Source organism: Roseovarius sp. (assembly GCF_965228755.1).
Classification (GTDB): domain Bacteria; phylum Pseudomonadota; class Alphaproteobacteria; order Rhodobacterales; family Rhodobacteraceae; genus Roseovarius.
In genome coordinates this window covers 1-20,447 of sequence record NZ_CBDDIG010000010.1, presented here as the reverse complement: position 1 = coordinate 20,447, position 20,447 = coordinate 1, and the positions used below count along the sequence as shown (strand labels likewise).

24 protein-coding genes are annotated in these 20,447 nt (G+C 67.0%); 10 read left to right on the top strand and 14 right to left on the bottom strand.

Annotated features, from left to right (window positions below):
* The first annotated feature begins 42 nt into the window (after positions 1-42).
* From ACO07J_RS17920 to ACO07J_RS17905, 4 genes are all read left to right on the top strand, one after another.
* Complete coding sequence (locus tag ACO07J_RS17920) at positions 43-1,089, top strand: Glu/Leu/Phe/Val family dehydrogenase (protein WP_422031473.1); 1,047 nt, start codon at positions 43-45, stop codon at positions 1,087-1,089.
* Between the two features lie 62 nt (positions 1,090-1,151).
* Positions 1,152-1,718, top strand: a complete 567-nt coding sequence (locus tag ACO07J_RS17915) for a hypothetical protein (RefSeq protein ID WP_422031471.1) — start codon at positions 1,152-1,154, stop codon at positions 1,716-1,718.
* A 144-nt stretch (positions 1,719-1,862) separates the two neighbouring features.
* The gene (locus ACO07J_RS17910; protein WP_422031469.1) at positions 1,863-2,213 is read left to right on the top strand and encodes a hypothetical protein; all 351 of its coding nucleotides are present in this window, start codon (positions 1,863-1,865) and stop codon (positions 2,211-2,213) included.
* Positions 2,214-2,241: 28 nt separating this feature from the next.
* On the top strand, positions 2,242-2,949 hold the full coding sequence (locus tag ACO07J_RS17905) for a methyltransferase domain-containing protein (RefSeq protein WP_422031467.1): 708 nt from the start codon (positions 2,242-2,244) through the stop codon (positions 2,947-2,949).
* 4 nt (positions 2,950-2,953) lie between these two features.
* Here the strand turns inward: ACO07J_RS17905 and ACO07J_RS17900 are convergent, their stop codons facing one another.
* Positions 2,954-3,739 (bottom strand): ABC transporter permease, encoded by a 786-nt coding sequence (locus ACO07J_RS17900; protein WP_422031521.1) that lies wholly within the window; start codon positions 3,737-3,739, stop codon positions 2,954-2,956.
* 148 nt (positions 3,740-3,887) lie between these two features.
* On the opposite strand from ACO07J_RS17900, the gene ACO07J_RS17895 reads away from it, so the two are divergent.
* Positions 3,888-4,487 (top strand): GcrA family cell cycle regulator, encoded by a 600-nt coding sequence (locus tag ACO07J_RS17895; protein ID WP_422031465.1) that lies wholly within the window; start codon positions 3,888-3,890, stop codon positions 4,485-4,487.
* An 81-nt stretch (positions 4,488-4,568) separates the two neighbouring features.
* Here the strand turns inward: ACO07J_RS17895 and ACO07J_RS17890 are convergent, their stop codons facing one another.
* The 4 genes from ACO07J_RS17890 to ACO07J_RS17875 form a co-directional block, all read right to left on the bottom strand.
* Positions 4,569-5,393, bottom strand: coding sequence for an MBL fold metallo-hydrolase (locus ACO07J_RS17890; protein WP_422031463.1), 825 nt, complete (start codon positions 5,391-5,393; stop codon positions 4,569-4,571).
* Between the two features lie 115 nt (positions 5,394-5,508).
* Positions 5,509-6,018: a YHS domain-containing (seleno)protein gene (locus tag ACO07J_RS17885; protein ID WP_422031461.1), complete on the bottom strand. Its 510-nt coding sequence runs from the start codon at positions 6,016-6,018 to the stop codon at positions 5,509-5,511.
* 47 nt (positions 6,019-6,065) lie between these two features.
* Complete coding sequence (locus ACO07J_RS17880; protein ID WP_422031459.1) at positions 6,066-6,923, bottom strand: cysteine hydrolase; 858 nt, start codon at positions 6,921-6,923, stop codon at positions 6,066-6,068.
* A gap of 166 nt (positions 6,924-7,089) precedes the next feature.
* Entirely contained in the window at positions 7,090-7,554 is a 465-nt protein-coding gene (locus ACO07J_RS17875) for a DUF1348 family protein (RefSeq protein WP_422031457.1), read from the bottom strand.
* Positions 7,555-7,825: 271 nt separating this feature from the next.
* Here ACO07J_RS17875 and ACO07J_RS17870 point away from each other — a divergent pair, with 271 nt between their 5' ends.
* Positions 7,826-8,395 carry a TetR/AcrR family transcriptional regulator gene (locus ACO07J_RS17870; RefSeq protein ID WP_422031455.1) on the top strand — a complete coding sequence of 190 codons (570 nt, stop codon included), beginning with the start codon at positions 7,826-7,828 and terminating at the stop codon, positions 8,393-8,395.
* A 100-nt stretch (positions 8,396-8,495) separates the two neighbouring features.
* Here the strand turns inward: ACO07J_RS17870 and ACO07J_RS17865 are convergent, their stop codons facing one another.
* From ACO07J_RS17865 to coxB, 9 genes are all read right to left on the bottom strand, one after another.
* Positions 8,496-9,080: a GNAT family N-acetyltransferase gene (locus ACO07J_RS17865; RefSeq protein WP_422031453.1), complete on the bottom strand. Its 585-nt coding sequence runs from the start codon at positions 9,078-9,080 to the stop codon at positions 8,496-8,498.
* On the bottom strand, positions 9,080-10,342 hold the full coding sequence (locus ACO07J_RS17860) for a M16 family metallopeptidase (RefSeq protein ID WP_422031451.1): 1,263 nt from the start codon (positions 10,340-10,342) through the stop codon (positions 9,080-9,082). The genes ACO07J_RS17865 and ACO07J_RS17860 overlap by 1 nt, the downstream gene beginning before the upstream one ends.
* Positions 10,339-11,727, bottom strand: a complete 1,389-nt coding sequence (gene thrC, locus ACO07J_RS17855) for a threonine synthase (protein ID WP_422031449.1) — start codon at positions 11,725-11,727, stop codon at positions 10,339-10,341. The genes ACO07J_RS17860 and thrC overlap by 4 nt, the downstream gene beginning before the upstream one ends.
* Positions 11,724-12,407, bottom strand: coding sequence for an SURF1 family protein (locus ACO07J_RS17850; RefSeq protein WP_422031447.1), 684 nt, complete (start codon positions 12,405-12,407; stop codon positions 11,724-11,726). The genes thrC and ACO07J_RS17850 overlap by 4 nt, the downstream gene beginning before the upstream one ends.
* Before the next feature lie 91 nt (positions 12,408-12,498).
* Positions 12,499-13,305 carry a cytochrome c oxidase subunit 3 gene (locus ACO07J_RS17845; protein ID WP_422031445.1) on the bottom strand — a complete coding sequence of 269 codons (807 nt, stop codon included), beginning with the start codon at positions 13,303-13,305 and terminating at the stop codon, positions 12,499-12,501.
* A gap of 27 nt (positions 13,306-13,332) precedes the next feature.
* Entirely contained in the window at positions 13,333-13,914 is a 582-nt protein-coding gene (locus ACO07J_RS17840; RefSeq protein WP_422031443.1) for a cytochrome c oxidase assembly protein, read from the bottom strand.
* Complete coding sequence (locus ACO07J_RS17835) at positions 13,914-14,075, bottom strand: hypothetical protein (protein WP_422031441.1); 162 nt, start codon at positions 14,073-14,075, stop codon at positions 13,914-13,916. Before ACO07J_RS17835 ends, ACO07J_RS17840 begins: the two co-directional genes overlap by 1 nt.
* On the bottom strand, positions 14,075-15,016 hold the full coding sequence (gene cyoE / locus ACO07J_RS17830) for a heme o synthase (RefSeq protein WP_422031439.1): 942 nt from the start codon (positions 15,014-15,016) through the stop codon (positions 14,075-14,077). Before cyoE ends, ACO07J_RS17835 begins: the two co-directional genes overlap by 1 nt.
* 75 nt (positions 15,017-15,091) lie before the next feature.
* Complete coding sequence (gene coxB / locus ACO07J_RS17825; RefSeq protein ID WP_422031437.1) at positions 15,092-15,937, bottom strand: cytochrome c oxidase subunit II; 846 nt, start codon at positions 15,935-15,937, stop codon at positions 15,092-15,094.
* Positions 15,938-16,127: 190 nt separating this feature from the next.
* Here coxB and tldD point away from each other — a divergent pair, with 190 nt between their 5' ends.
* The 4 genes from tldD to ACO07J_RS17805 all read left to right on the top strand — a co-directional run.
* Positions 16,128-17,549 (top strand): metalloprotease TldD, encoded by a 1,422-nt coding sequence (tldD, locus tag ACO07J_RS17820; protein WP_422031435.1) that lies wholly within the window; start codon positions 16,128-16,130, stop codon positions 17,547-17,549.
* Positions 17,550-17,559: 10 nt separating this feature from the next.
* Positions 17,560-18,375: a class I SAM-dependent methyltransferase gene (locus ACO07J_RS17815; protein WP_422031433.1), complete on the top strand. Its 816-nt coding sequence runs from the start codon at positions 17,560-17,562 to the stop codon at positions 18,373-18,375.
* 120 nt (positions 18,376-18,495) lie between these two features.
* Positions 18,496-19,722, top strand: coding sequence for a DNA-processing protein DprA (gene dprA / locus ACO07J_RS17810; protein WP_422031431.1), 1,227 nt, complete (start codon positions 18,496-18,498; stop codon positions 19,720-19,722).
* A gap of 156 nt (positions 19,723-19,878) precedes the next feature.
* Positions 19,879-20,447: acyltransferase family protein (locus ACO07J_RS17805; RefSeq protein WP_422031429.1), on the top strand; the 569-nt coding region annotated here is incomplete at its 3' end.

Sequence of the window (20,447 nt, the reverse complement as noted above, 5' to 3'; positions counted from 1 at the left end):
ACGCTTCGATTATGCCTACCTCCATCGCAGGAGGAGATTGCCATGCTGACACGTCTGTCATCCGACACCCACGAAGAGGTCTACCGCGTCGACGACCCCGCCAGCGGGCTCCGCGGCTTCATCGCGCTGCATTCCACCACCCGTGGCCCGGCAGCGGGCGGTCTTCGAATGCGGGTCTATGACAGCGACGAGGCGGCACTCCAGGACGTGCTCAACCTCTCCCGCGGCATGAGCTACAAGAACGCCGCCGCCGACCTGCCGCTGGGTGGCGGCAAGGCGGTGATCATGGGCGATCCGGTCAAGGACAAGTCCCCCCAACTCCTGCGCGCCATGGGCCGTGCGGTGGAACAGCTCGACGGGCGCTACTGGACCGCCGAAGACATGGGCATGACGCCCGAGGACATGGCGATCATGGCCGGCGTCACCCGCTTCGTCGCGGGCCGCGACGACGGTGTCCATGCCAGCGGCGACCCCTCGCCGGTCACGGCCCAGGGCGTACTGGGCGCGATGAAAGTGGGCGCCGCCCGCATCTTCGGCAGCCGCGACCTTTCCGGCAGGACCGTCGCCGTTCAGGGCCTCGGCCATGTCGGCTGGCACCTCTGCCGCCTGCTGCACGAGGAAGGCGCGAAGCTCATCGTCGCCGACATGAACCCCGCCCGCACCGCAACCACGGCCCGCGATTTCAACACCGCCGTCGGCGACCCGCGCACCATCCACACAACCGACGCCGACATCTTCGCCCCCTGCGCCATCGGCGGCATTCTCAACGCCGAAACCATCCCGCAGATCCGCGCGAAACTCGTCGCCGGCGCCGCCAACAACCAGCTTGCCACCGACGCCGATGCCGACCTCCTGCACACTCGCGGCATCCTCTACCTGCCCGATTACGTCGCCAATGGCGGCGGCATCATCAACGTGGCTGCCGAGATACTGCATATCGAGAACCCCGCCCCCTGGGTCGCCGACAAGCTCCGCGCCATCGAGACCACGATGGAGCGCATCCTCGCCCGCGCCGAGGGCGAGAACGCCAGCCCCGCCCACCTCGCCGACCGCATCGTCGAGGACCGGATGCTGGCCCGCGCCGGCTGACAGTGCTTGCCGGGCGGGCGTACCGGGCGTACCCTTCATCCAACCCGATGAAGGAGGCCCCGATGCGCCCGTTCCGCCTGATTGTACCCCTCGCGCTTGCGCTCACCTGCACCGCCGCCGCGGCGGGCAACACGGTCAGGCTCGGCCCCTCCCCGGTGCTGGGCGGCGGCGAGTATTCCACCGGCGGCGGCGTCACCGTCGCAGTCGAGATGCGCAACTGGGCCGGCAAGACCGGCCTCTGCGGCGTCTGGGCCGAAAGCGAGCGGCTCACCGCCTATGTTCGCCACAAGGGCAACGTGGTCCTGCGCAAAGGCTCCATTGCCCTCGGCGGCGAAGTGCTCACCCACAACCTCAATTTCCTCGAACAGGTCGCCCCCAGCCAGAGCTACGCCGGCGCCCCCGCCGGCTGCGTCCGCCTGCAGCGCGACTGGCGCGCGAGCGATGCAAACCGCCGGCTCGAGGTGCGCATCCCCCGGCAGGAACTGCATTTCGACCGAAACGGCACCAAGGGCGGTGGCCTCCGCGTGACCTTCCGCGACACCGGTCACGCCAACCCGGCCCTGACCTCCGGCTCGCTCTTGCCGAAGAAATGGACAAGCTACGGCTCATGGAGCGGCAAGGTCGAGTAGGCCACCCTGCCCGCGTACCGCCCCCATCTTGCCGATTGTAAATCCCGCCCGTTTGAGCGATGATCGTGCAAATCGACCCGCACCTGCCTGACCGGTGGATCAACCCCGGCAGGTTTCGCGGGCTGGCAGATACGGGCAAGGGCGATGAAGCGGGCAACATTCCTCGGACTGGCGGTATTTCTTGCAGGTTGCGGCGGCAGCGGCCCGCGCGAACCTGATCGCGTGGTGGTGATGCGATCGGCCCCGGTCGCGTTCGGCCCGATCAGCAAGGCCTGCCTGCAATCCGGCCGCGATGGCCGCACCCGCGAGCTGTGCGGCTGCATCCAGGCGGCGGCGGACAAGACCCTCACCAATTCCCAACAGCGCCGCGCCGTCAGCTTCTACTCCGACCCGCACCGCGCCCAGGAGATCCGGCAGTCGAAACGCCCGGTCGACGAGGAATTCTGGGACGCCTATGTCAGGTACGGCAAGCTCGCCGAGCAGCTGTGCACCTGATACGGCAGGCAAGACGGAGACAGGCGGCATGAGCGGATTTTTCGATTTCCTCAAATCCCTGCCGCCCTATGACGACAACGCCACCACCGTCCACCGTCTCGACCAGCGGCACCGGCTGATCATCGACCCGTTCCAGCCCCAGATCGCCGGCGCCCGCGTGCTCGACCTCGCGGCCCATGACGGGCGCTGGTCCTACGCGCTGGCCCATGCCGGCGCGGAGGAGGTCATCGGCGTCGAGGCCCGCGCCGACCTCGTCGCGCGCTTCGACAAATTCCCCGACACCCCTTTCAAGCCGCGCGTCACGCTGCACTGCAACGACCTCTTCGCCGAGATCGAGGCGCGCATCGCGGCGGGCGAAAGCTTCGACGTCGTCGCGGTCTACGGCATCTTCTACCACATCATGGATCACTTCCGCCTGCTCTCGCTCCTGCGCCGGCTGGGCCCGCAACTCATCATCATCGACAGCGAGTTCATCCAGGCCGACAACGCCATGGTGCAGGTGCTCAGGGAAGAGGTCTCGAACCCGCTCAACGCCGTCACCGATGTCGCCGGCCAGACCCATACCGTTGTCGGCGTGCCCAGCCGCCGCGCGACCGAGTTCATGGCCGAGGCGCTGGGGATGCAACTGACCTGGGTCGACCACGCCCTCCTTCTGGGCGATGACCGCGCCGGCATGAAGGATTACTTCCGAGAGGGCCGCAAGGTCCGCCTGACCTGCGCTCTCACCCCGGCCTGAGCGATCACGCCTTCAGGCGATAGCCCCGCCGGAACATCAGCCACGCCAGCGCCGACACCGCCAGCGTCGCCCCGACGGCCACGGTCAGCCCCAACCAGGGAGAGCTGTCCGAAACCCCGATCACCCCGAACCGCACCCCGTCGATCAGGTAGAAGACCGGGTTGGCATGGGTGATCTCGCGCAGCCCCGGCGGTAGCGCCTCGACCGAGTAGAACGTGCCCGACAGGAAGGCGAGCGGCGTGATGATGAAGTTGGTGATCGCCGCCATCTGGTCGAACTTGTTGGCGAAAATCCCCGCCACCATACCCAGCCCGCCCACAAGCGCCGATCCCAGCACCACGAAGCTCAGCGCCCAGAGCGGATGCTGCGGCACGATCCCCAGGAACAGCAGCAGCCCCGCACTGATCGCCAGCGCCACGAACACCCCGCGCCCCACCGCGCCCGCAAGATACCCGATCACCAGCTCCGCCGGGCTCAGCGGCGGCATCAGCGTATCGACGATGTTGCCCTGCACCTTGCCGATCACGATCGACGACGAGGTGTTGGCGAACGCATTCTGGATCACCGTCATCATCAGGATGCCCGGCGCGATGAAGGTGGTGAAATCCACCCCCATCACCTCGCCCCGGCGCGGACCGATGGCGATCGAGAAGATCACCATGAACAGCCCCGCCGTCACCAGCGGCGCCAGCAGCGTCTGGGTCCAAACCGACATGAAGCGCTGGATCTCGCGGGCGCACAGCGTGTACAGCCCCATCCAGTTGACCCGGCCGAACCGGCGGCTGCCCATCCGGATCGCAGGTGTGCCCGGGGCGCCCTCCGGCGTGACTGCGTGATTCGATACCTTGTAACTCATGCTGCAGTGATTAGAATAGAAGCCTCTGAAAAGGAACCGGGCGGCCCGCCGATTGGCCGCCTTTTGACATAAGGGGTGGCGCATGTCCTGGAGCGACGAGCGTGTCGAGAAGCTGAAGAAAATGTGGGCCGAGGGCCAGTCTGCCAGCCAGATCGCCAAGGAACTGGGCGGCGTGACGCGCAACGCCGTGATCGGCAAGGTGCACCGCCTCGGCCTGTCGAACCGCAACGGCTCGGGCGGCGGCGCCGCGGCCGAACCGGCGCCCAAGCCCAAGCCGGCAGCGGCTGCCAAACCGCGCAGCAAGGCCAAGCCCGCCGCCAAGCCCGCCCCGCGGCCCGAGGCCAAGCCCGACGTGACGGCAGAAGAACCCGCCGAGGCCGCCTCGCCCACCGCCAGCCGCGCCAAGGCGATCATCCCCGCCGGCCAGCCCCTGCCGCCGCAGCCTTCCGCCAACGAGATCGACCCCGAGGCGCTGGCCAAGGTCAGCGAGATCGAGAAGAAGGCCAAGAAGCTCACGCTGATGGAGCTTACCGAACGCACCTGCAAATGGCCCGTCGGCGATCCCGCGACCGAGGATTTCTGGTTCTGCGGCCTGCCCGTGCAATCCGGCAAACCCTATTGCGAGGCCCATGTCGGCGTGGCCTTCCAGCCGATGAGCTCGCGCCGCGACCGTAAACGCTAGGCGGCGCCCCTCCCCGGGCCTGACCCGGGGCCTCGCAAGCCCCCCGCCCCGGCCCCCGCGCCGGGGCCTCTTCTTTCCGCCTCACTCCCCCTCGCGCAAAAACGCCGGCCGCAGCACCATCACCGTCGGCTTTGCCGGCAGCCGCTCCAGCGACACCGTCAACTCGCTCCCCTCGGTCAGCACCACGTCGAACCGCTCCGCCATCCCGTCCAGGAAGGCCCCCAGCGTGCCATCCCCGAACCAGTGCATGGGGATCACGATCGACGCTTTCAGTCGGTTCATCACCCGGAACACCGACGGCAAATCCAGCGTCAGCCCGCCATCGACGGCCACCATCACCACGTCCATCCGCCCTATGGCGACATATTGCTCGTCCGTCGGCTCGTGATGCAGGTGGCCCAGGTGCCCGATACAAAGCCCCGCCACCTCGAACACGAAGATCGAGTTGCCCTCCGGCTCCACCCCCTCGCCCCAGGCCGAACGGATGTCGGTCGACACGTTCCGCACCACCATCTCGCCCAAGTCGAGATAATGGTCGATGCCCGCCCCGAACTCCTCGCCCCAGCCTTGCAGCACATGCGGGATCGCCGGGTCGGGATGCGCCGTCCAGTGCGTCGAATGCGCATGGTTCATCGTCACCACGTCGGGAATGAAATCCACATTGCCCAGGAACCCGGTGAAATCCGTCACCGCCGAAAGCCCGCCTTCCGTCTGCAGCAGGAAGCTCGCATGCGTCACGTAGCGGAGGCGCACCGACTGTTCCGGCACCGGGTCGGTATAGGCCACCGGCTGAATATACTCGACCCCCGGCGTGGCCTCGGCCACCGCGATGCAATGGCTCGGCTGCCGCTCCTGCGCCACGGCGGCGGAGGAAACGGCAATCAGAAACAGCGCAAGACGAAGCATCGGCATCACCTCCCTTACGCGAAGTTAGCACGACCCGCCCCGATGTCACCGCCCGCCACGGCAAGAGCCCCGGCACAACCGGGGCTCCCGTCACGCTTTGCCCAAGTTTTGCGCCTCAGAGCTCTTCGATCGGCGTCGCGCGAAGGCCCGGCCACTTGTCTTCGGCCCCGGCAATCACGGCCTCCCTGTCCTCGAGATACTTCTCGAAGATCGCCGCGTTGACGAACAGATAGAGCTTCCCGTCCACGATATCGGCATAGCGCACATCCCCGTCGAGCTTCTTGCCCACATAAACGCCGAAGGCGCAGAAGCCCCCGAACTGCGGCAGGTACTCCCCCGGCGCGGCGTCGAACTTGGCCTTGGCCTCGGCATCGGCGAAGTAGTAATCCACCCCGTCATGCGCCGAGCTATGGGCGGCATCGCCGATGGCGGGGCCCTCGCCCTCGAACATCGCCACCGCATCGAAACCGTGCAGGCCCAGCGGGTTGCCGGTCAGCGTCAGGCCGTTATTGACGTTGTACTCGTCCGCGGCCAGCGCCCACGTGGCGAAGGAAAAGGTGGCGATCGAGGCCAGCGTCAGCGTACCGGCCCAGTGCAGGGTGCCTTTCAGAAAGTCGGAAGTCATGGGTATCTCCTATAATGCAAGGTTGGTCGGGTAATGTCAGGAAGGGCTCAGGCGGCTTGGCCGATCCGGATGACCGCATCGTCCGTCCACCAGACGCCGTTGGCCACCATGCGAAAGTTGATGATGGCGGCGAGGTAACCGTCGCCCTCGGGCACCTTCGCCCCGGCGGTCGCATCGCGCACCACGGCCACCTCGAAGCCCAGCTCCAGCAGCTCGTACAAATGCGCCTGCGTACACAGGTTGGCCGACATGCCCGCCAGGATGACCTTGTCGATCCCCCGCTTGCGCAGCTGCAGGTTCAGGTCGTTCTGCGCCGGGCTGTACACCTTGTGGGGCGAACAGATCACGGTCTCGCCATCCTCGATGTAGGGCTTGTACTGCGGCATCCAGTCGGCGCCCGATCCCTCGAACCCGGTCAGGTTCAGCGGCCCGGGCCGGTCGAACATGCCGATCCCGTGCATGGTCGCCTCGAGCGTGCCCTCGAACTGCCACTTGTGATCATGCGGGTAGTAGTAGTGGGGCGAAATGAACACCGGTATGCCGGCGGCCTTGGCGGCAATGAACAGCCGCTCGATATTGTCGACCGTGCCCTGCTCGGTCACGCTCTCGCCGACAACACCCCAGGTCACGCCCTCCTCCGACAGGAAGTCGACCTGCGGATCGGTCACCACCAGCGCGGTGCGCTTGAGGTCGATCTCCATATCGATCTGCGGCAGGCCCGGCGTGTCGGGGTCGGCATAGGCCGCCCGCGCCGCTTCGGTGGCAGCGACGGCACCCTGCCCGGCCAGCGCGGCCGCACCGGCGACGCCTGCCACAGCAGCGCCGGCCAACACCCGCCGGCGGGCGTGGTCCACATGCTCCGGCGTGACGCCGCAGCCGCAATCGTGTTCGTGTTTCTGTGTCATGGCAGTATTCCTTTGCTTGAAGTTGCGACGGCCCGGCTTTCCGGCGCCGCCAGTCGGGCAGACCTCCCCCGTCCGCAGCCAACATCCCGCTGCGCCGGAATCGGTCCGTCTCCCTCGGAAACCGGCGCCATGCGTCACACCGCGCCGGAAATCTCTGTGCCGGGCGCTAAAGCCCCAGCGCGCTCAGCCCCGGATGATCGTCCGGCCGCCGCCCCTGCGGCCAGCGCATCAGGCGCTCCGCCTCGGCAATCGGCAGGTCGTTGATCGAGGCGATCCGCCGCCGCATCAGCCCGTCACCGGCGAAGTCCCAGTTCTCGTTGCCGTAGGAGCGGAACCACTGTCCGGCCCCGTTGTGCCACTCGTAGGCAAAGCGCACCGCGATCCGGGCATCGCCGAAGCTCCACAACTCCTTGATCAGCCGGTATGACTGCTCCTTCGCCCATTTCCCTGTCAGGAAGCGCAGGATCTCGTCGCGCCCCTCGAGAAACTCGGCCCGGTTCCGCCAGACGCTGTCGGGCGTATAGGCCTTCACCACATGCTCGGGCAGGCGCGTGTTCCACGCATCTTCGGCAAGCCGCACCTTTTCGGCAGCCGTCTCGCGGGTGAAAGGGGGAAGCGGGGGTCGTGCCATGTGTCTCGTCTTTCCTGTCAGGGCGCCCCGGCCGGCCGGGCAGGGAGGAGTGGGGAACAAGAGCCAGCCGGAGCGCAATGAGTTAACCGATCGGTTAACCACCGTTTAAATGTACCGATCTGTTAACCCTGTCAACACGATTTCTGCGACACCCAGTTACATGTCTGCGGCGACGCCAGAATTACCTTTCAAAATAACCTGTTACCCCATCCCTCTTGAACCGGACCAATCCTCGACCTAGAAACAGATCGGTCAACTCTAGAGGCGAATCATGCAGCAGACGAAGCGGGACGAACTCGTTCGCAAGGCGCTCGACACGTTCTACCGGAACGGCTTCCACGCCACCGGCATGGACATGATCGCGTCAGAGACCGGCGTCTCGAAAACCTCGATCTACAAGCATTTCCGCACCAAGGAGGACCTGATCCTCGCCGTCCTGCGCCTGCGGGACGAGAATTTCCGCAACTGGCTTTTCCGCCGGATGGACGATCTCGCCTCCAACCCTCGCGACCAGGTGCTCGCCATGTTCGACGCGCTCGGGGAATGGTTCGCCCAGGACAGCTATCGCGGCTGCATGTTCATCAAGGCCAGTGCCGAATACCAGGAACTCGACGACCCGATCCACGCCCAGTCGGCCGAGCACAAGCGCCTGCTGCAGGACCATGTCACGACCCTCTGCAAACAGGCCGGCGCCCCCGCTCCGCAGGATCTCGCCCGCCAACTCCTGCTCCTGAAGGAAGGCGCCATCGTCATGGCCGTGCTCGGCCGTGGCCCCGCCGCCGCGCAGGACGCCAGGACCGCCGCCCGCACCCTCATCGACGCGGCCCTCCCCAAAGCCTGAGCCTGGGAAAGCACCCGCCGCTTCTTCTTGGTCAAAATATCCCGGGGGAGACGTTGAAATTCCATGGGAATTTCAACGTCGGGGGCAGAGCCCCCAAACCCTACCCGATCTCTGTCCGCCCGCGCCGGTCCGCGCGCAAAGCCGCGTACAGCACATGCGTCCGCCACCGCCCGTTGATCTGCAGATAGCTCTGGGCCACGCCCTCGTACTTGAACCCGCACTTCTCCAGCAACCGCCGCGACGCCTGGTTCTCCGGCAGGCAGGCCGCTTCCAGCCGCGACAGGTCGAGCCGTTCGAAGGCGTGATGCACGATGCCGGAGATCGCCTCGCGCATGTAGCCCTGCCGCGCGAATGGCGCGCCCACCCAGTAGCCCAAAGTGCCCGACTGCGCCGGCCCCCGGCGGATATTGTCCAGCGTGATCGCCCCCAGCAGCATCTCGTCCTCGCGCCGCACAAGGAAAAGCGGCACCGCCGAGCCCGCCGAGATCGACCGCTGCGCCCAGTACACCCGGTTGGTGAACCCCTTGCGCGACAGGTGATCGCTCGCCCATTGCGGCTCCCACGGCACCAGGAAATCGGCACTTTGTTCGCGCAGCGCCGACCACTCGCGGAAATCGGAAAGCTGCGGCTGGCGCAGCGTCAGGCGTTCGGTTTCGATCCGCGTTTTTCGGCGCGGCAGGAACATCAGGCCGCGCGCCTTTCCTGCAGCGCCTGCAGCGTCGGCGCCTCCTCGACCGGGCCGTAAAGCGCCATGGCGGCGGGCGCCTTGCTGATCGTCGTCTCGGCAATGTCGCGCAGTTCCGACAGCGTCACCGCGTCGATCCGCTCGACCACCTCGTCGATCCCCGGCACCCGGCCCCAGATCTGTACCATCCTTGCCAGCCGCTCGGCCCGGTTCGACGGGCTTTCCAGCCCCATCAGCAACCCGGCCTTCATCTGCGCCCGGGCCCGCTCCAGTTCCGCAGGGCTCAGGTCTTCGGCCGCCCGCTTCATCTCGTCCACGGTGATCTGGGCGAGGTCCTGCATCTGGGCACCTGCAGTGCCCGCATAGATCGTCATCATCCCGGTATCCGCATAAGCCCCGGCCTGCGCAAAGATGGTATAGCACAGCCCCCGCCGCTCGCGGATCTCCTGGAACAGCCGCGACGACATCGAGCCCCCCAGCGCACAGGAATAGATCTGCGCCGCGTAGACGCCGGGGTCGGTGTAGTTCGGGCTCTCGAAGGCCAGCGCAAAATGCGCCTGTTCGAGCTGTTTCACCCGGCGGCTTTCGCCGCCTTCGAACCGCGCGGTCGGCGCCGGCCCGGCATTGTCGCCGCGCATGTCGCCGAAGAACCGCTCGGCATCGCGCACCAGCGCGTCATGGTCCACGGCGCCGGCGGCGGACAGGATCATCTGCCCGGGCCGGTAATGCTGCTCGACGAAGCCGGTCAGGTCCTCGCGCGAAAACCCCTTCACCCGCGCCTCTTCCCCCAGGATCGTGCGGCCCAGCGGATGATCCGGATAGGCCTTCTCCTGCAGCCAGTCGAAAATGATGTCGTCGGGCGTATCGAGCGCCTGCCCGATCTCCTGCAGGATCACGCCCCGCTCAACCTCGATCTCGCGCTGGTCGAACACCGGCTGCCGCAGGATATCCGCCACCACGTCCAGCGCCAGCGACACGTCCTCCTTCAGAACCCGCGCATAGAACGCCGTCACCTCGCGCGAGGTATAGGCGTTGATATACCCGCCCACATCCTCGATCGCCTCGGCGATCTGAAGCGAACTGCGCCGCTCGGTGCCCTTGAAGGCCATGTGCTCGAGGAAATGCGCGATGCCGTTCTGCGGCTCAGTCTCGTGCCGGGCGCCGGCCAGCACCCACACGCCGATGGCGGCCGATTGCAGGCCGGGCATGTATTCGGTGACGATGCGGAACCCGTTCGGAAGGGTGGTGAGATTAACGGTCAATGGCCGGTGCGGTCCTTGATGATGTCTTCGATGGCGGTCAGGTCGTTCTCGACCCGTGTCACACGCTCTGAGCGGTCATACAGGTCGGCCATGTGCAAGGGCAAGGGGGGTCGAAGGCCGCTGGCCTCTTCCACCGCGTCCGGGAACTTGGCCGGGTGCGCCGTGGCCAGGGTGATCATCGGCGTGCCGGGCGCGTGATGCTCCTCGGCCACCTTCACGCCCACGGCCGAATGCGGGCAGAGAAGCTCGCCGGTGCCATCCCACAGCCGCGCGATCGTGGCCCGCGTCTCCTCCTCCGAGCAATTCCCGGAATCGAAGCTTTCTCGCAACGCCTCCAGCGCGCCCTGGCTCACCTTGAACCCACCCGCCTTCAGCTCGTCCATCAACTGCCCCACGGCGTTGCCGTCCTCGCCATAGGCATAGTACAGCGCCCGCTCGAAATTCGAGCTCACCTGGATATCCATCGACGGGCTGATCGACGGGATCACCCCGTCGGGCGTGTAATCGCCCTGGCTCAGGCAGCGATGCAGAATGTCGTTCTGGTTCGTCGCCACCACCAGCCGGTCGATCGGCAGGCCCATACGTTTCGCGATGTACCCGGCAAAGATATCCCCGAAATTCCCCGTCGGAACGGTGAAATTCACACTTCGGTGCGGGGCTCCCACGGACACGGCCGAGGTGAAGTAATACACCACCTGTGCCAGCACCCGCGCCCAGTTGATCGAGTTGACCCCGGCCAGCCCCACCGCGTCGCGGAAGGCGAAATCGTTGAACATGTCCTTCACCCGCGCCTGGCAATCGTCGAAATGCCCGGTCACGGAAAGCGCGTGCACGTTGTCCTCCGACGGCGTGGTCATCTGGCGGCGCTGCACCTCAGACACCCGGCCATGCGGGAACAGGATGAACACGTCCACCGCCTCCAGCCCCCGGAACGCCTCGATCGCCGCGCTGCCGGTATCGCCGCTGGTGGCGCCGACGATGCAAACCCGGTTCCCCGACCGCGTCAGTGACGCCTCAAAGAGCTGCCCGATCAGCTGCATCGCGAAATCCTTGAAGGCCAGCGTCGGCCCGTGGAACAGCTCCAGCAGGAAATGGCCCGAGCCAAGCTGTTTCAGCGGCGCCCGCGCGTCATGGGCGAACCCGGCATAGGCCCGCTCGATGATCCCGCGGAACTCGTCCTCGGTGAACGCCCCGCCAAGGAAGGGCCACATCACCCGGAACGCGGCCTCTTCATAGCTCACCCCCTCCAGCGCGGCGATATCCGCGTGGCTCATCTGCGGAATGCTCTCGGGCAGGTACAGCCCGCCGTCCCGGGCCAGCCCGGTCAGCATCGCCTCCTCGAAGCTCAGAACGGGGGCGTTGCCCCGGGTCGAGATGTATTTCATGTCTCTGCCCCTTTCGCGGGTTGACGCATGCGCCAGATAAGCAGGCCGGTCATCGCGGCCCACAGGACGGCCAGCGAGAACCACGTGATCGCGTATTCGAGGTGATCGTTGGGAATGCCGCTCGTGTCCACCGGCAAAGGCGTCGCGCCCGTGTCCTCCGGCGACATCTCCCGCACCACCACCAACAGCGGTTCGGTCTCGAACACCCCGGCCATCTGGTCGATATCGCGGGCGAACCACATGTTCTCGGCCCGGTCGTTCTCGGGGGTCGAGGAGTTGCGGTCATCCGGCCAGTGCAGGTTGCCCGTCACCTCGACCGGCCCGGTCGGCGGCGCGCGCATCTCGCCGTCGATCTTGATGAACCCCCGGTCGAGCAGCACCCGCCGCCCCTCCTCCGTCTCGAAGGGCGAGATGATCCGGTACCCGGCGCCCACGTGCTTCTGGCTCACCAGCACCCGCAACAGCCCGGGCTGGAACCGCCCGGTCAGCTCGACCGGCAGGTACTTGTCGGCCTCCGCCTCCGGGCTTTCCGGCAGCGCAACGGGCTCGGCCGCGATCTTCGCCTCGATCTTGGCGAGCTCCTCCTGCTTCCACGCCAGCCGCTGCACCTGCCAGACGCCAAGGCTCACCAGCACGGCGACACCGGCGATACCGAACAGCAGGGGAAGGATGAAACGCACGGAAGGTTTCCCTGAATGGAAAAGGGTGCGCCAGAAGCGCACCCCGTGGATTATGTGCAGGCTGCGCCTCGGCGCGCCGGTCGGCGCGCCCTCAGCCGCCCCAGATATAGACGGCGGCGAACAGGAACAGCCACACCACGTCGACGAAGTGCCAGTACCACGCCGCGGCCTCGAAGCCCACGTGGTTCTCGGGGGTGAAGTGCCCCTTCAGCACCCGCATCAGGCAGACGAACAGGAAGATCGTCCCGATGATCACGTGCGCCCCGTGGAACCCCGTCGCCATGAAGAAGGTGGCGCCATAGATGTTGCCCGAGAAGCCGAACGCCGCGTGGCTGTACTCGTAGGCCTGGAAGAACGTGAACAGGACGCCCAGCGCGATCGAGATGATCAGGCCCCATTTCATGTCCTCGCGGTTGTTCTCGTGCACCAGCGCATGGTGCGCCCAGGTGCAGGCCATCCCCGAACACAGCAGGATCAGCGTGTTGATCAGCGGCAGGTGCCAGGGGTCGAACGTCTCGATCCCGGCCGGCGGCCAGATCCCCTCGACCAGCGGGCTCGCGCCCTCGGGGTCCATCGGGTACATGGCGTGCTTGAAGAAGGTCCAGAACCACGCCGAGAAGAACATGACCTCCGACATGATGAACAGGATGAAGCCATAGCGCAGGCCGATGCGCACGACGGGCGTGTGATCGCCCATGTGGTTTTCCTTGATCGTCTCGGACCACCAGCCAAACATCGTGTAGGCCACGCCCACCGTCCCCATCAGCAGCACCCAGGGCCCGCTTCCGTGGAAATAGAGGACGGCGCCAAAGAGCATGACGAACCCTGCGACCGCGCCGATGAACGGGTAGGCCGAGGGGCTCAGGATGTGATAGTCGTGGTTTTTCTCATGTGCCATGGTGCGTATCCCTCGCCAGAGCGTGTCTTAATTCGTGGTTGTACTTGTTTCGCCGTCCGTCGCAAGCGCTGCCTGCTCTTCGGGGAGGTCGATTTCGTAGAACGTGTAGGAAAGCGTGATCGTATGGGTGTATTTCGCGTCCCGGTCCTGCAGGATCTCGGGGTCGACGAAATAGGTCACCGGCATCTCCACCCGTTCGCCGGGCTGAAGCACCTGTTCGGTAAAGCAGAAACAGTCGATCTTGTCGAAGAACCCGCCCGCCTCGTACGGGGTGACGTTATAGGACGCCTGCCCGGCCACGGGCCGGTCGGTGGGGTTGTAGGCCTCGAAGAAGGCCAGCCCGGTCTCGCCCAGCCGGATCTCGACCTCGCGCTGCATGGGCTTGAATTCCCACGGCATGTCGCGCTCCTTCGAGGCCGAGAAGCGCACCTTGATCGTTTCGTCGAGGATCTCCTGCGACCCGGCCGAGGCGGTGCCGGTGGTGCCGCCGAACCCGGTGACCCGGCAGAACCAGTCGTAGAACGGCACCGACGCCCAGGCCAGCCCGCCCATCACGACGACCACGCTGACAAGCTTGACCACAGTCTTGCTGTTGCCATCCATCGCCATCAGTTTGCCACCTCGTTCGTCGGCATGGTGAAATCGTCGGTCGACACCTTCGCCACGGTCAGCCCGAAGACCAGCGCCACGAACCCGGCCAGCACAAGGCCGAGGCCCAGGTTGCGCGAGAAACGCCGCTTGTGCAGGTCATGCTGTTTCGACAGCGCCATCACCAGCCTCCCAGGCCCAGGGGCGCCATCGCGGTATCAAGCGCGATCGCCCCGAAATGCGCAAACAGGTACAGCAGCGACAGCTTGAAGAACGACCGCTCCACCTTGTAGGCGTCGGCCTCCGCCATCGCCTCGTCGCGCCGCCAGATCGCCCAGGCCCCCTTCAGGAACAGCGCGTTCAGCACCACGGCCACGGCAAGATAGACCGGCCCGCCGATCGAAGTGAACCCGGCGCCGATGGCCAGCGCGGCCAGCAGCACGGTGTAGACAAGGATATGCACCCGCGTCGCCCGGCGCCCGTGGGTCACCGTCAGCATCGGCACGCCCGCATCGTCGTAATCCGACCGCATGAACAGTGCCAGCGCCCAGAAATGCGGCGGCGTCCACATGAAGATCAGCGCGAACATCAGCACCGATTCGAGGCTGAAGCTGCCGGTTGCGGCGACCCAGCCGATCATCGGCGGAAACGCCCCGGCGGCCCCGCCGATCACGATGTTCTGCGGCGTCCACCGCTTCAGCCACATGGAATAGATCACGACGTAGAAGAAAATGGTGAAGGCCAGCAGCGCGCCCGCCAGCAGGTTCGTCGCCAGCGCCAGCATCACCACGGCAAAGCCCGCCAGCGCCATGCCGAAGCCGAACGCCTCGGATTCGGTGATCCGCCCCGCCGGGATCGGCCGGTTCCGGGTGCGCTTCATCACCCGGTCGATATCGGCATCCCACCACATGTTCAGCGCGCCCGAGGCGCCGCCGCCCACGGCGATGAACAGGATCGCGGCGAAACCCACCACCGGGTGCACGGCGCCCGGCGCGGCATAGAGGCCGACAAAGGCGGTGAACACCACCAGCGTCATCACCCGCGGCTTGAGCAGGGCGAAATAATCGCCGAACCCGGCCTCGCCGGTCTGCGGTGTGCTGGCTGAAACGCTTGCGTCGCTCATCTGGGTCTCCGGATGGCGGCGGCACCCACCCTACGCGATCCCGTAGGGCGGGTGCCGACCCACCACATACTTACATCACTCGGCGGCCGAAGCCACGTCGACCGACCGCGGCGTGCCGGCATATTCCTCGATCGCGCCGTCAAGCCACTCGTCGTATTCCTCCTGGCTCACGACCTTGACCGTGATCGGCATATAGGCGTGGTCCTTGCCGCAAAGCTCCGAACACTGGCCGAAATAGGTGCCTTCCTTCTCGGCGGTGAACCACAGCCGCGCGGTCCGGCCCGGCACCGCGTCCTGCTTCACGCCGAAGGCCGGGATGGTCCAGGAATGGATCACGTCGGCGCCGGTCACGTGCATCACGACGGTCTGGCCCACCGGCACCACGACGGCCGTATCGGTCGCCAGCAGGTACTCGTCGGGGCTGTAGCCGTTCTCTTCCAGCTCCTCGCGCGGCAGCAGGAAGCTCTCGAAGCCGAAATCGTGGTCTTCGTACTCGTAGCCCCAAAACCACTGGTAACCGGTCACCTTGATGTTGATGTCGCCCTCGGGAATCTCCTGCTGCTTGAACAGCACCGGAAGCGAGAACGCGCCGATGAACACCAGGATCACGATCGGGATGATCGTCCACGCCACCTCGACCGGCGAGTTATGGGTGAACTTCGCCGGCTCCGGGTTGGACTTGCGGTTGTACCGCAGGATGCAGATCGCCAGCAGCGCACAGACGAACAGCACGATCACCGTGATGATGATGTTGATCATCCCGTCCAGCCAGTGAATGTCGCGCGCCAGTTCGGTCGCGGCGACCTGAAAGCCGATGCCCCCCTCGTGCGGCTTGCCGATGTTCTCTGCCGCGTCCTGCGCGATGGCGGGGAAGGCGGTCATTGCGGCCATGGCGGCCAGCAGGCTGGAAAGTCTTCGCATTTTGCACCCTGATCGGTTGAAGCGTTCGTCGTGTATAAGTAAATCTCTGGGCAGGCCGCAGGGCAGCCCCCTCGTTCGCTGACGGTAAAAACCATATTCTGCCCCCGCAGACAAGAAAGACCATTGCGGCAAACGGACGCTTTTTTGATTCAGATCAAGTTTTCGCGCCCCCCGTGACAAGGACAACGCCATGAGTGACACCCCATTCCGCCCGTTCGAGACCGCCCTCGACCGCGATCTCGCCCTGAAACGGCTGGGCGAGGCGACGGCCGGCGCCGATGATGGCGAGCTGTTTCTCGAACGCCGCCGGTCCGAGGCCATCGTCTTCGACGACGGCCGGGTGAAATCCGCCTCCTACGACGCTTCCGAAGGCTTTGGCCTGCGCGCCGTGCGGGGCGAGGTGGCAGGCTACGCCCATTCCTCCGACATCTCCGAAGGCGCGCTCACCCGCGCGGTCGAGACCGCCCGCCTCGCCGTGGGCGACGGCGGCGGCACCATGGCCGCACCGCCCGCCCGCACCAACACCCACCTTTATACCGAAGACGACCCGATCGCCGGCGCCGCCTTCCCCGTCAAGCTCGAAACCCTGCGCGAGATCGACGCCTTCGCCCGCGATCTCGACCCGCGCGTCGTGCAGGTCAGCGCCACCATCGCCGCCTCGCACCAGGAGGTGGTGATTCTCCGCCCCGATGGCACCGAAGTGACCGATATCCGCCCGATGACCCGCCTGAACGTGGGCGTGATCGTCGAACAGGACGGCCGCCGCGAATCCGGCGGCGCCGGCGGCGGCGGGCGACTCGGGCTCGACGGTCTGCTCGACCCGGCCGACTGGCAGGCCAAGACGCAGGAAGCGCTGCGCATCGCCCTCGTCAACCTCCGCGCCGAACCCGCCCCGGCGGGGGTGATGGACGTTGTCCTCGGCCCCGGCTGGCCCGGCATTCTGCTGCACGAGGCCATCGGCCACGGGCTCGAAGGCGATTTCAACCGCAAGGGCTCCTCGGCCTTCGCCGGCCTCATGGGCCAGCGCATCGCCGCCCCCGGCGTCACCGTGCTCGACGACGGCACCATCCCCGACCGCCGCGGCTCGATCACCGTCGATGACGAGGGCACGCCCAGCCGCCGCAATGTCTTGATCGAGGACGGCATCCTTGTCGGCTTCATGCAGGATCGACAGAACGCCCGTCTCATGGGGGTCGAGCCCACGGGCAACGGCCGCCGCGAATCCTACGCCCACGCGCCGATGCCCCGGATGACCAACACCTACATGCTGGGCGGCGATGCCGACCCGGCCGATATCCTCGCCGATCTGCAGGACGGCATCTATGCCGTTGGCTTCGGCGGCGGGCAGGTCGACATCACTAACGGCAAGTTCGTCTTTTCCTGCACCGAGGCCTACCGCGTGAAGAACGGCAAGGTCGGCGCGCCCGTCAAGGGCGCCACCCTGATCGGCGACGGCGCCACCGCGCTCCAGAAGATCCGCGCCCTCGGCAACGACATGGCGCTCGACCCGGGCATGGGCAATTGCGGCAAGGCGGGCCAGTGGGTGCCGGTCGGCGTGGGCCAGCCGACGGTGATGATCGGCGGGCTGACCGTGGGCGGGTCGGCCGCCTGAGCAGGCCCCCATGTCGCAGCCCTCCGCCCCGCAAGACCCCGACGCCCTCCGCGCCTTCGGCGGCCGCGTCTCCTTCGGCCGCACCGCCGCCGATTACGCCACCCACCGCGCGGGTTTTCCGCAGGCCTTCTTCGACATCCTCACCGCCCGCGGCTATGCGACACCCCCGGCCCAGGCCCTCGACATCGGCACCGGCACGGGCACCCTCGCCCGCGGCCTGGCCCGCATGGGGCTCCAGACCACCGCCCTCGACCCGTCCGACGACCTGATGGCCCAGGCCATGCAACTCGATACCGAGGCCGGTGTCACAACCGCCTATATTAAAGGTGCCGCCGAATCCCTGCCCTTCGACGATGCCGCCTTCGACCTCGTCACCGCCGGACAATGCTGGCACTGGTTCGACCGGCCCCGCGCCGCGGCCGAGGCCGCCCGCGTCCTCCGCCCTGGCGGCCGCTGCCTCATCGCCCATTTCGACTGGCTGCCGCTGCCCGGCAACGTGGTCGCCGCGACCGAGGGGCTGATCCTCGCCCACAACCCGGCCTGGGCCGGCGCGCACGGCACCGGTCTCTACCCCGCTTGGCTGTCCGACCTCGCCATCGCCCGCTTCACCGGCCTCGAAACCGCCTCCTTCGACATCGACCAGCCCTATTCCCACACAGCATGGCGCGGCCGCATCCGCGCCAGCGCCGGCGTCGCGGCCAGCCTGCCCCGGGACGCGGTGGCAGAGTTCGATTCGGCCCTCGCCGACATGCTGACCCGCGAGTTTCCCGAAGAACCGCTCCGGATCCCGCACCGGGTGTGGCTCGCCACCGGCGTCAGGGCCTGAAAACAGCGGCCACCTCAAAGAATCATACCTCCGACAGCTTTCGACGAAATTTTTTCGTTTGATTTACCCGGCGTTAACCCTGCGTACGCTACCCATGGTCTGCAAGCAGGCGGAGTCACGATGTCCGAGGATACACATCCTTCCACTCACCCCCCACTCCCACCCACCACGGAAGATGATCGGATATCGTGGCTCCGTTTGCTGCGTTCACGGCGGGTCGGCCCGTCGACCTTCTACCGCCTGATGGCCGAGAACGGATCGGTCACCGCCGCGCTCGAGGCCCTGCCGGACCTCGCCCGCGCTTCCGGCGCCAAGGATTATTCCCCCTGCCCCGCCGGCGTGGCCGAGGCCGAACTGGCCACCGCCCGCGCCACCGGCGCCCGCATGATCACCATCGGTGACGACAGCTACCCCCCATCTCTCGCCGAAACCGCCGATGCCCCGCCGCTTCTCTGGGCCATGGGCGACCTCTCGGCCCTCTCCCGCCCGATGATCGCCCTCGTGGGCGCGCGCAACGCCTCCTCTCTCGGCCTGCGCATGGCCCGGGCACTCGCCAAGGAACTGGCCGAGGCGGGCTATGTCGTCGTCTCCGGCCTCGCCCGTGGCATCGACACCGCCGCCCACACCGCCGCCTGCGACAGCGGCACCATCGCCGTTCTGGCCAGCGGGGTCGACGTGATCTACCCGGCCGAGAACGCCCGGCTGGCCGACGACCTTCTCGCCCGTGGCCTGCGCCTGTCGGAACAACCGATGGGCCTCGTGCCGCAGGCCCGCCATTTCCCGGCCCGCAACCGCATCATCAGCGGCCTCGCCCGGGCCGTGGTGGTGGTCGAGGCGGCGGCGAAATCCGGCTCGCTCATCACCGCCCGCACCGCCCTCGACCAGGGGCGAGAGGTGGTCGCCGTGCCCGGCCACCCGTTCGACGCCCGCGCCTCGGGCTGCAACATGCTGATCCGCGACGGCGCGACCCTCATCCGCAATGCCGCCGACGTGATCGAGGCGCTGCCGGCCGCCCACACCGAACCGGCCGACACCGCCGCACCCGAACTTCCGCTCTCCAGCCCGCCTCTCAAGCCCGACGCTCCCCAGCCTAACCGCACCCGGCCGGAAACCGCCCAGGCCGTGCCCCCGCCCGACAAGCGCAGCCTGCGCGAGACCGCGAAGCTGCACAGCCAGATCCTCCACCGCGACATCCTCCAGCGCCTCGGCCCCACCCCGCTGGCCGAGGATCAGCTGATCCGCGACCTCTCGGCCCCCGCCGCCGCCGTCGCCCCGATCCTCACCGATCTCGAGCTTGACGGCCGCGTCATCCGCCACCCCGGCGGCCTCCTCTCGCTCAGCGCCTGACCCCCGTGCGACAGCCCGCAAGGGCCGGCAAGCCGTCGCCATCCCGCCACCGGGCGACGCGGGGGCTTGATCCCCACTCCCGCTTGGGGGCAAAAGACGCGGACAAGACCGCGTGCCCGCCCTGACCTGCCGGGCCCCCCGCGCAGGAGATCCCGCTTGCACTATCGCCCCGATATCGACGGTCTGCGCACGGTCGCGGTGGTGCCTGTCCTGCTCTTCCACGCGGGCCTCGGCCTCTCCGGCGGCTTCATCGGCGTCGATGTCTTCTTCGTCATCTCGGGCTACCTGATCACCACCCTCCTTCTGGGCGAGATGGACGAGAGGCGCTTCTCGCTCCTGGGCTTCTACGAGCGCCGCGCCCGCCGCATCCTGCCGGCGCTCTTCACGGTCCTCATCGCCACCACCGTGGCGGCCCTCCTGCTGATGACCCCCACCGACCTCGTCAGCTACGCCAAGAGCGCGGCCTCCACCGCCGGTTTCCTCGCCAATATCTGGTTCTACACGCAGGAAGGCTACTTCACCGAAGCCGCCGAACTCAAACCGCTGCTCCACACCTGGTCACTCGGCGTCGAGGAGCAATACTACCTCCTCTTCCCGCCCCTCCTCTGGCTCGTCCTCCTCCTCGGTCGCAACCGCCCGCCGGCAATCCTCCTCGCTCTGGCCGGCCTCGCCTCCTTCGCCCTGTCGGTCCAGGGTGCCATCGACGCACCGAAGGCCGCCTTCTA

Excerpts from the sequence above, each read along its gene's own strand:
- thrC (WP_422031449.1), bottom strand. The coding sequence starts at position 11,727 with ATGAAATACATCTCGACCCGGGGCAACGCCCCCGTTCTGAGCTTCGAG.
- cyoE (WP_422031439.1), bottom strand. The coding sequence starts at position 15,016 with ATGAGCGACGCAAGCGTTTCAGCCAGCACACCGCAGACCGGCGAGGCC.
- ACO07J_RS17845 (WP_422031445.1), bottom strand. The coding sequence starts at position 13,305 with ATGGCACATGAGAAAAACCACGACTATCACATCCTGAGCCCCTCGGCC.
- ACO07J_RS17840 (WP_422031443.1), bottom strand. The coding sequence starts at position 13,914 with ATGGCGATGGATGGCAACAGCAAGACTGTGGTCAAGCTTGTCAGCGTG.
- ACO07J_RS17905 (WP_422031467.1), top strand. The coding sequence starts at position 2,242 with ATGAGCGGATTTTTCGATTTCCTCAAATCCCTGCCGCCCTATGACGAC.
- ACO07J_RS17915 (WP_422031471.1), top strand. The coding sequence starts at position 1,152 with ATGCGCCCGTTCCGCCTGATTGTACCCCTCGCGCTTGCGCTCACCTGC.
- ACO07J_RS17815 (WP_422031433.1), top strand. The coding sequence starts at position 17,560 with ATGTCGCAGCCCTCCGCCCCGCAAGACCCCGACGCCCTCCGCGCCTTC.
- ACO07J_RS17900 (WP_422031521.1), bottom strand. The coding sequence starts at position 3,739 with ATGGGCAGCCGCCGGTTCGGCCGGGTCAACTGGATGGGGCTGTACACG.
- tldD (WP_422031435.1), top strand. The coding sequence starts at position 16,128 with ATGAGTGACACCCCATTCCGCCCGTTCGAGACCGCCCTCGACCGCGAT.
- ACO07J_RS17885 (WP_422031461.1), bottom strand. The coding sequence starts at position 6,018 with ATGACTTCCGACTTTCTGAAAGGCACCCTGCACTGGGCCGGTACGCTG.
- ACO07J_RS17875 (WP_422031457.1), bottom strand. The coding sequence starts at position 7,554 with ATGGCACGACCCCCGCTTCCCCCTTTCACCCGCGAGACGGCTGCCGAA.
- coxB (WP_422031437.1), bottom strand. The coding sequence starts at position 15,937 with ATGCGAAGACTTTCCAGCCTGCTGGCCGCCATGGCCGCAATGACCGCC.
- ACO07J_RS17895 (WP_422031465.1), top strand. The coding sequence starts at position 3,888 with ATGTCCTGGAGCGACGAGCGTGTCGAGAAGCTGAAGAAAATGTGGGCC.
- ACO07J_RS17890 (WP_422031463.1), bottom strand. The coding sequence starts at position 5,393 with ATGCTTCGTCTTGCGCTGTTTCTGATTGCCGTTTCCTCCGCCGCCGTG.
- ACO07J_RS17835 (WP_422031441.1), bottom strand. The coding sequence starts at position 14,075 with ATGGCGCTGTCGAAACAGCATGACCTGCACAAGCGGCGTTTCTCGCGC.
- dprA (WP_422031431.1), top strand. The coding sequence starts at position 18,496 with ATGTCCGAGGATACACATCCTTCCACTCACCCCCCACTCCCACCCACC.
- ACO07J_RS17920 (WP_422031473.1), top strand. The coding sequence starts at position 43 with ATGCTGACACGTCTGTCATCCGACACCCACGAAGAGGTCTACCGCGTC.
- ACO07J_RS17880 (WP_422031459.1), bottom strand. The coding sequence starts at position 6,923 with ATGACACAGAAACACGAACACGATTGCGGCTGCGGCGTCACGCCGGAG.
- ACO07J_RS17870 (WP_422031455.1), top strand. The coding sequence starts at position 7,826 with ATGCAGCAGACGAAGCGGGACGAACTCGTTCGCAAGGCGCTCGACACG.
- ACO07J_RS17910 (WP_422031469.1), top strand. The coding sequence starts at position 1,863 with ATGAAGCGGGCAACATTCCTCGGACTGGCGGTATTTCTTGCAGGTTGC.
- ACO07J_RS17865 (WP_422031453.1), bottom strand. The coding sequence starts at position 9,080 with ATGTTCCTGCCGCGCCGAAAAACGCGGATCGAAACCGAACGCCTGACG.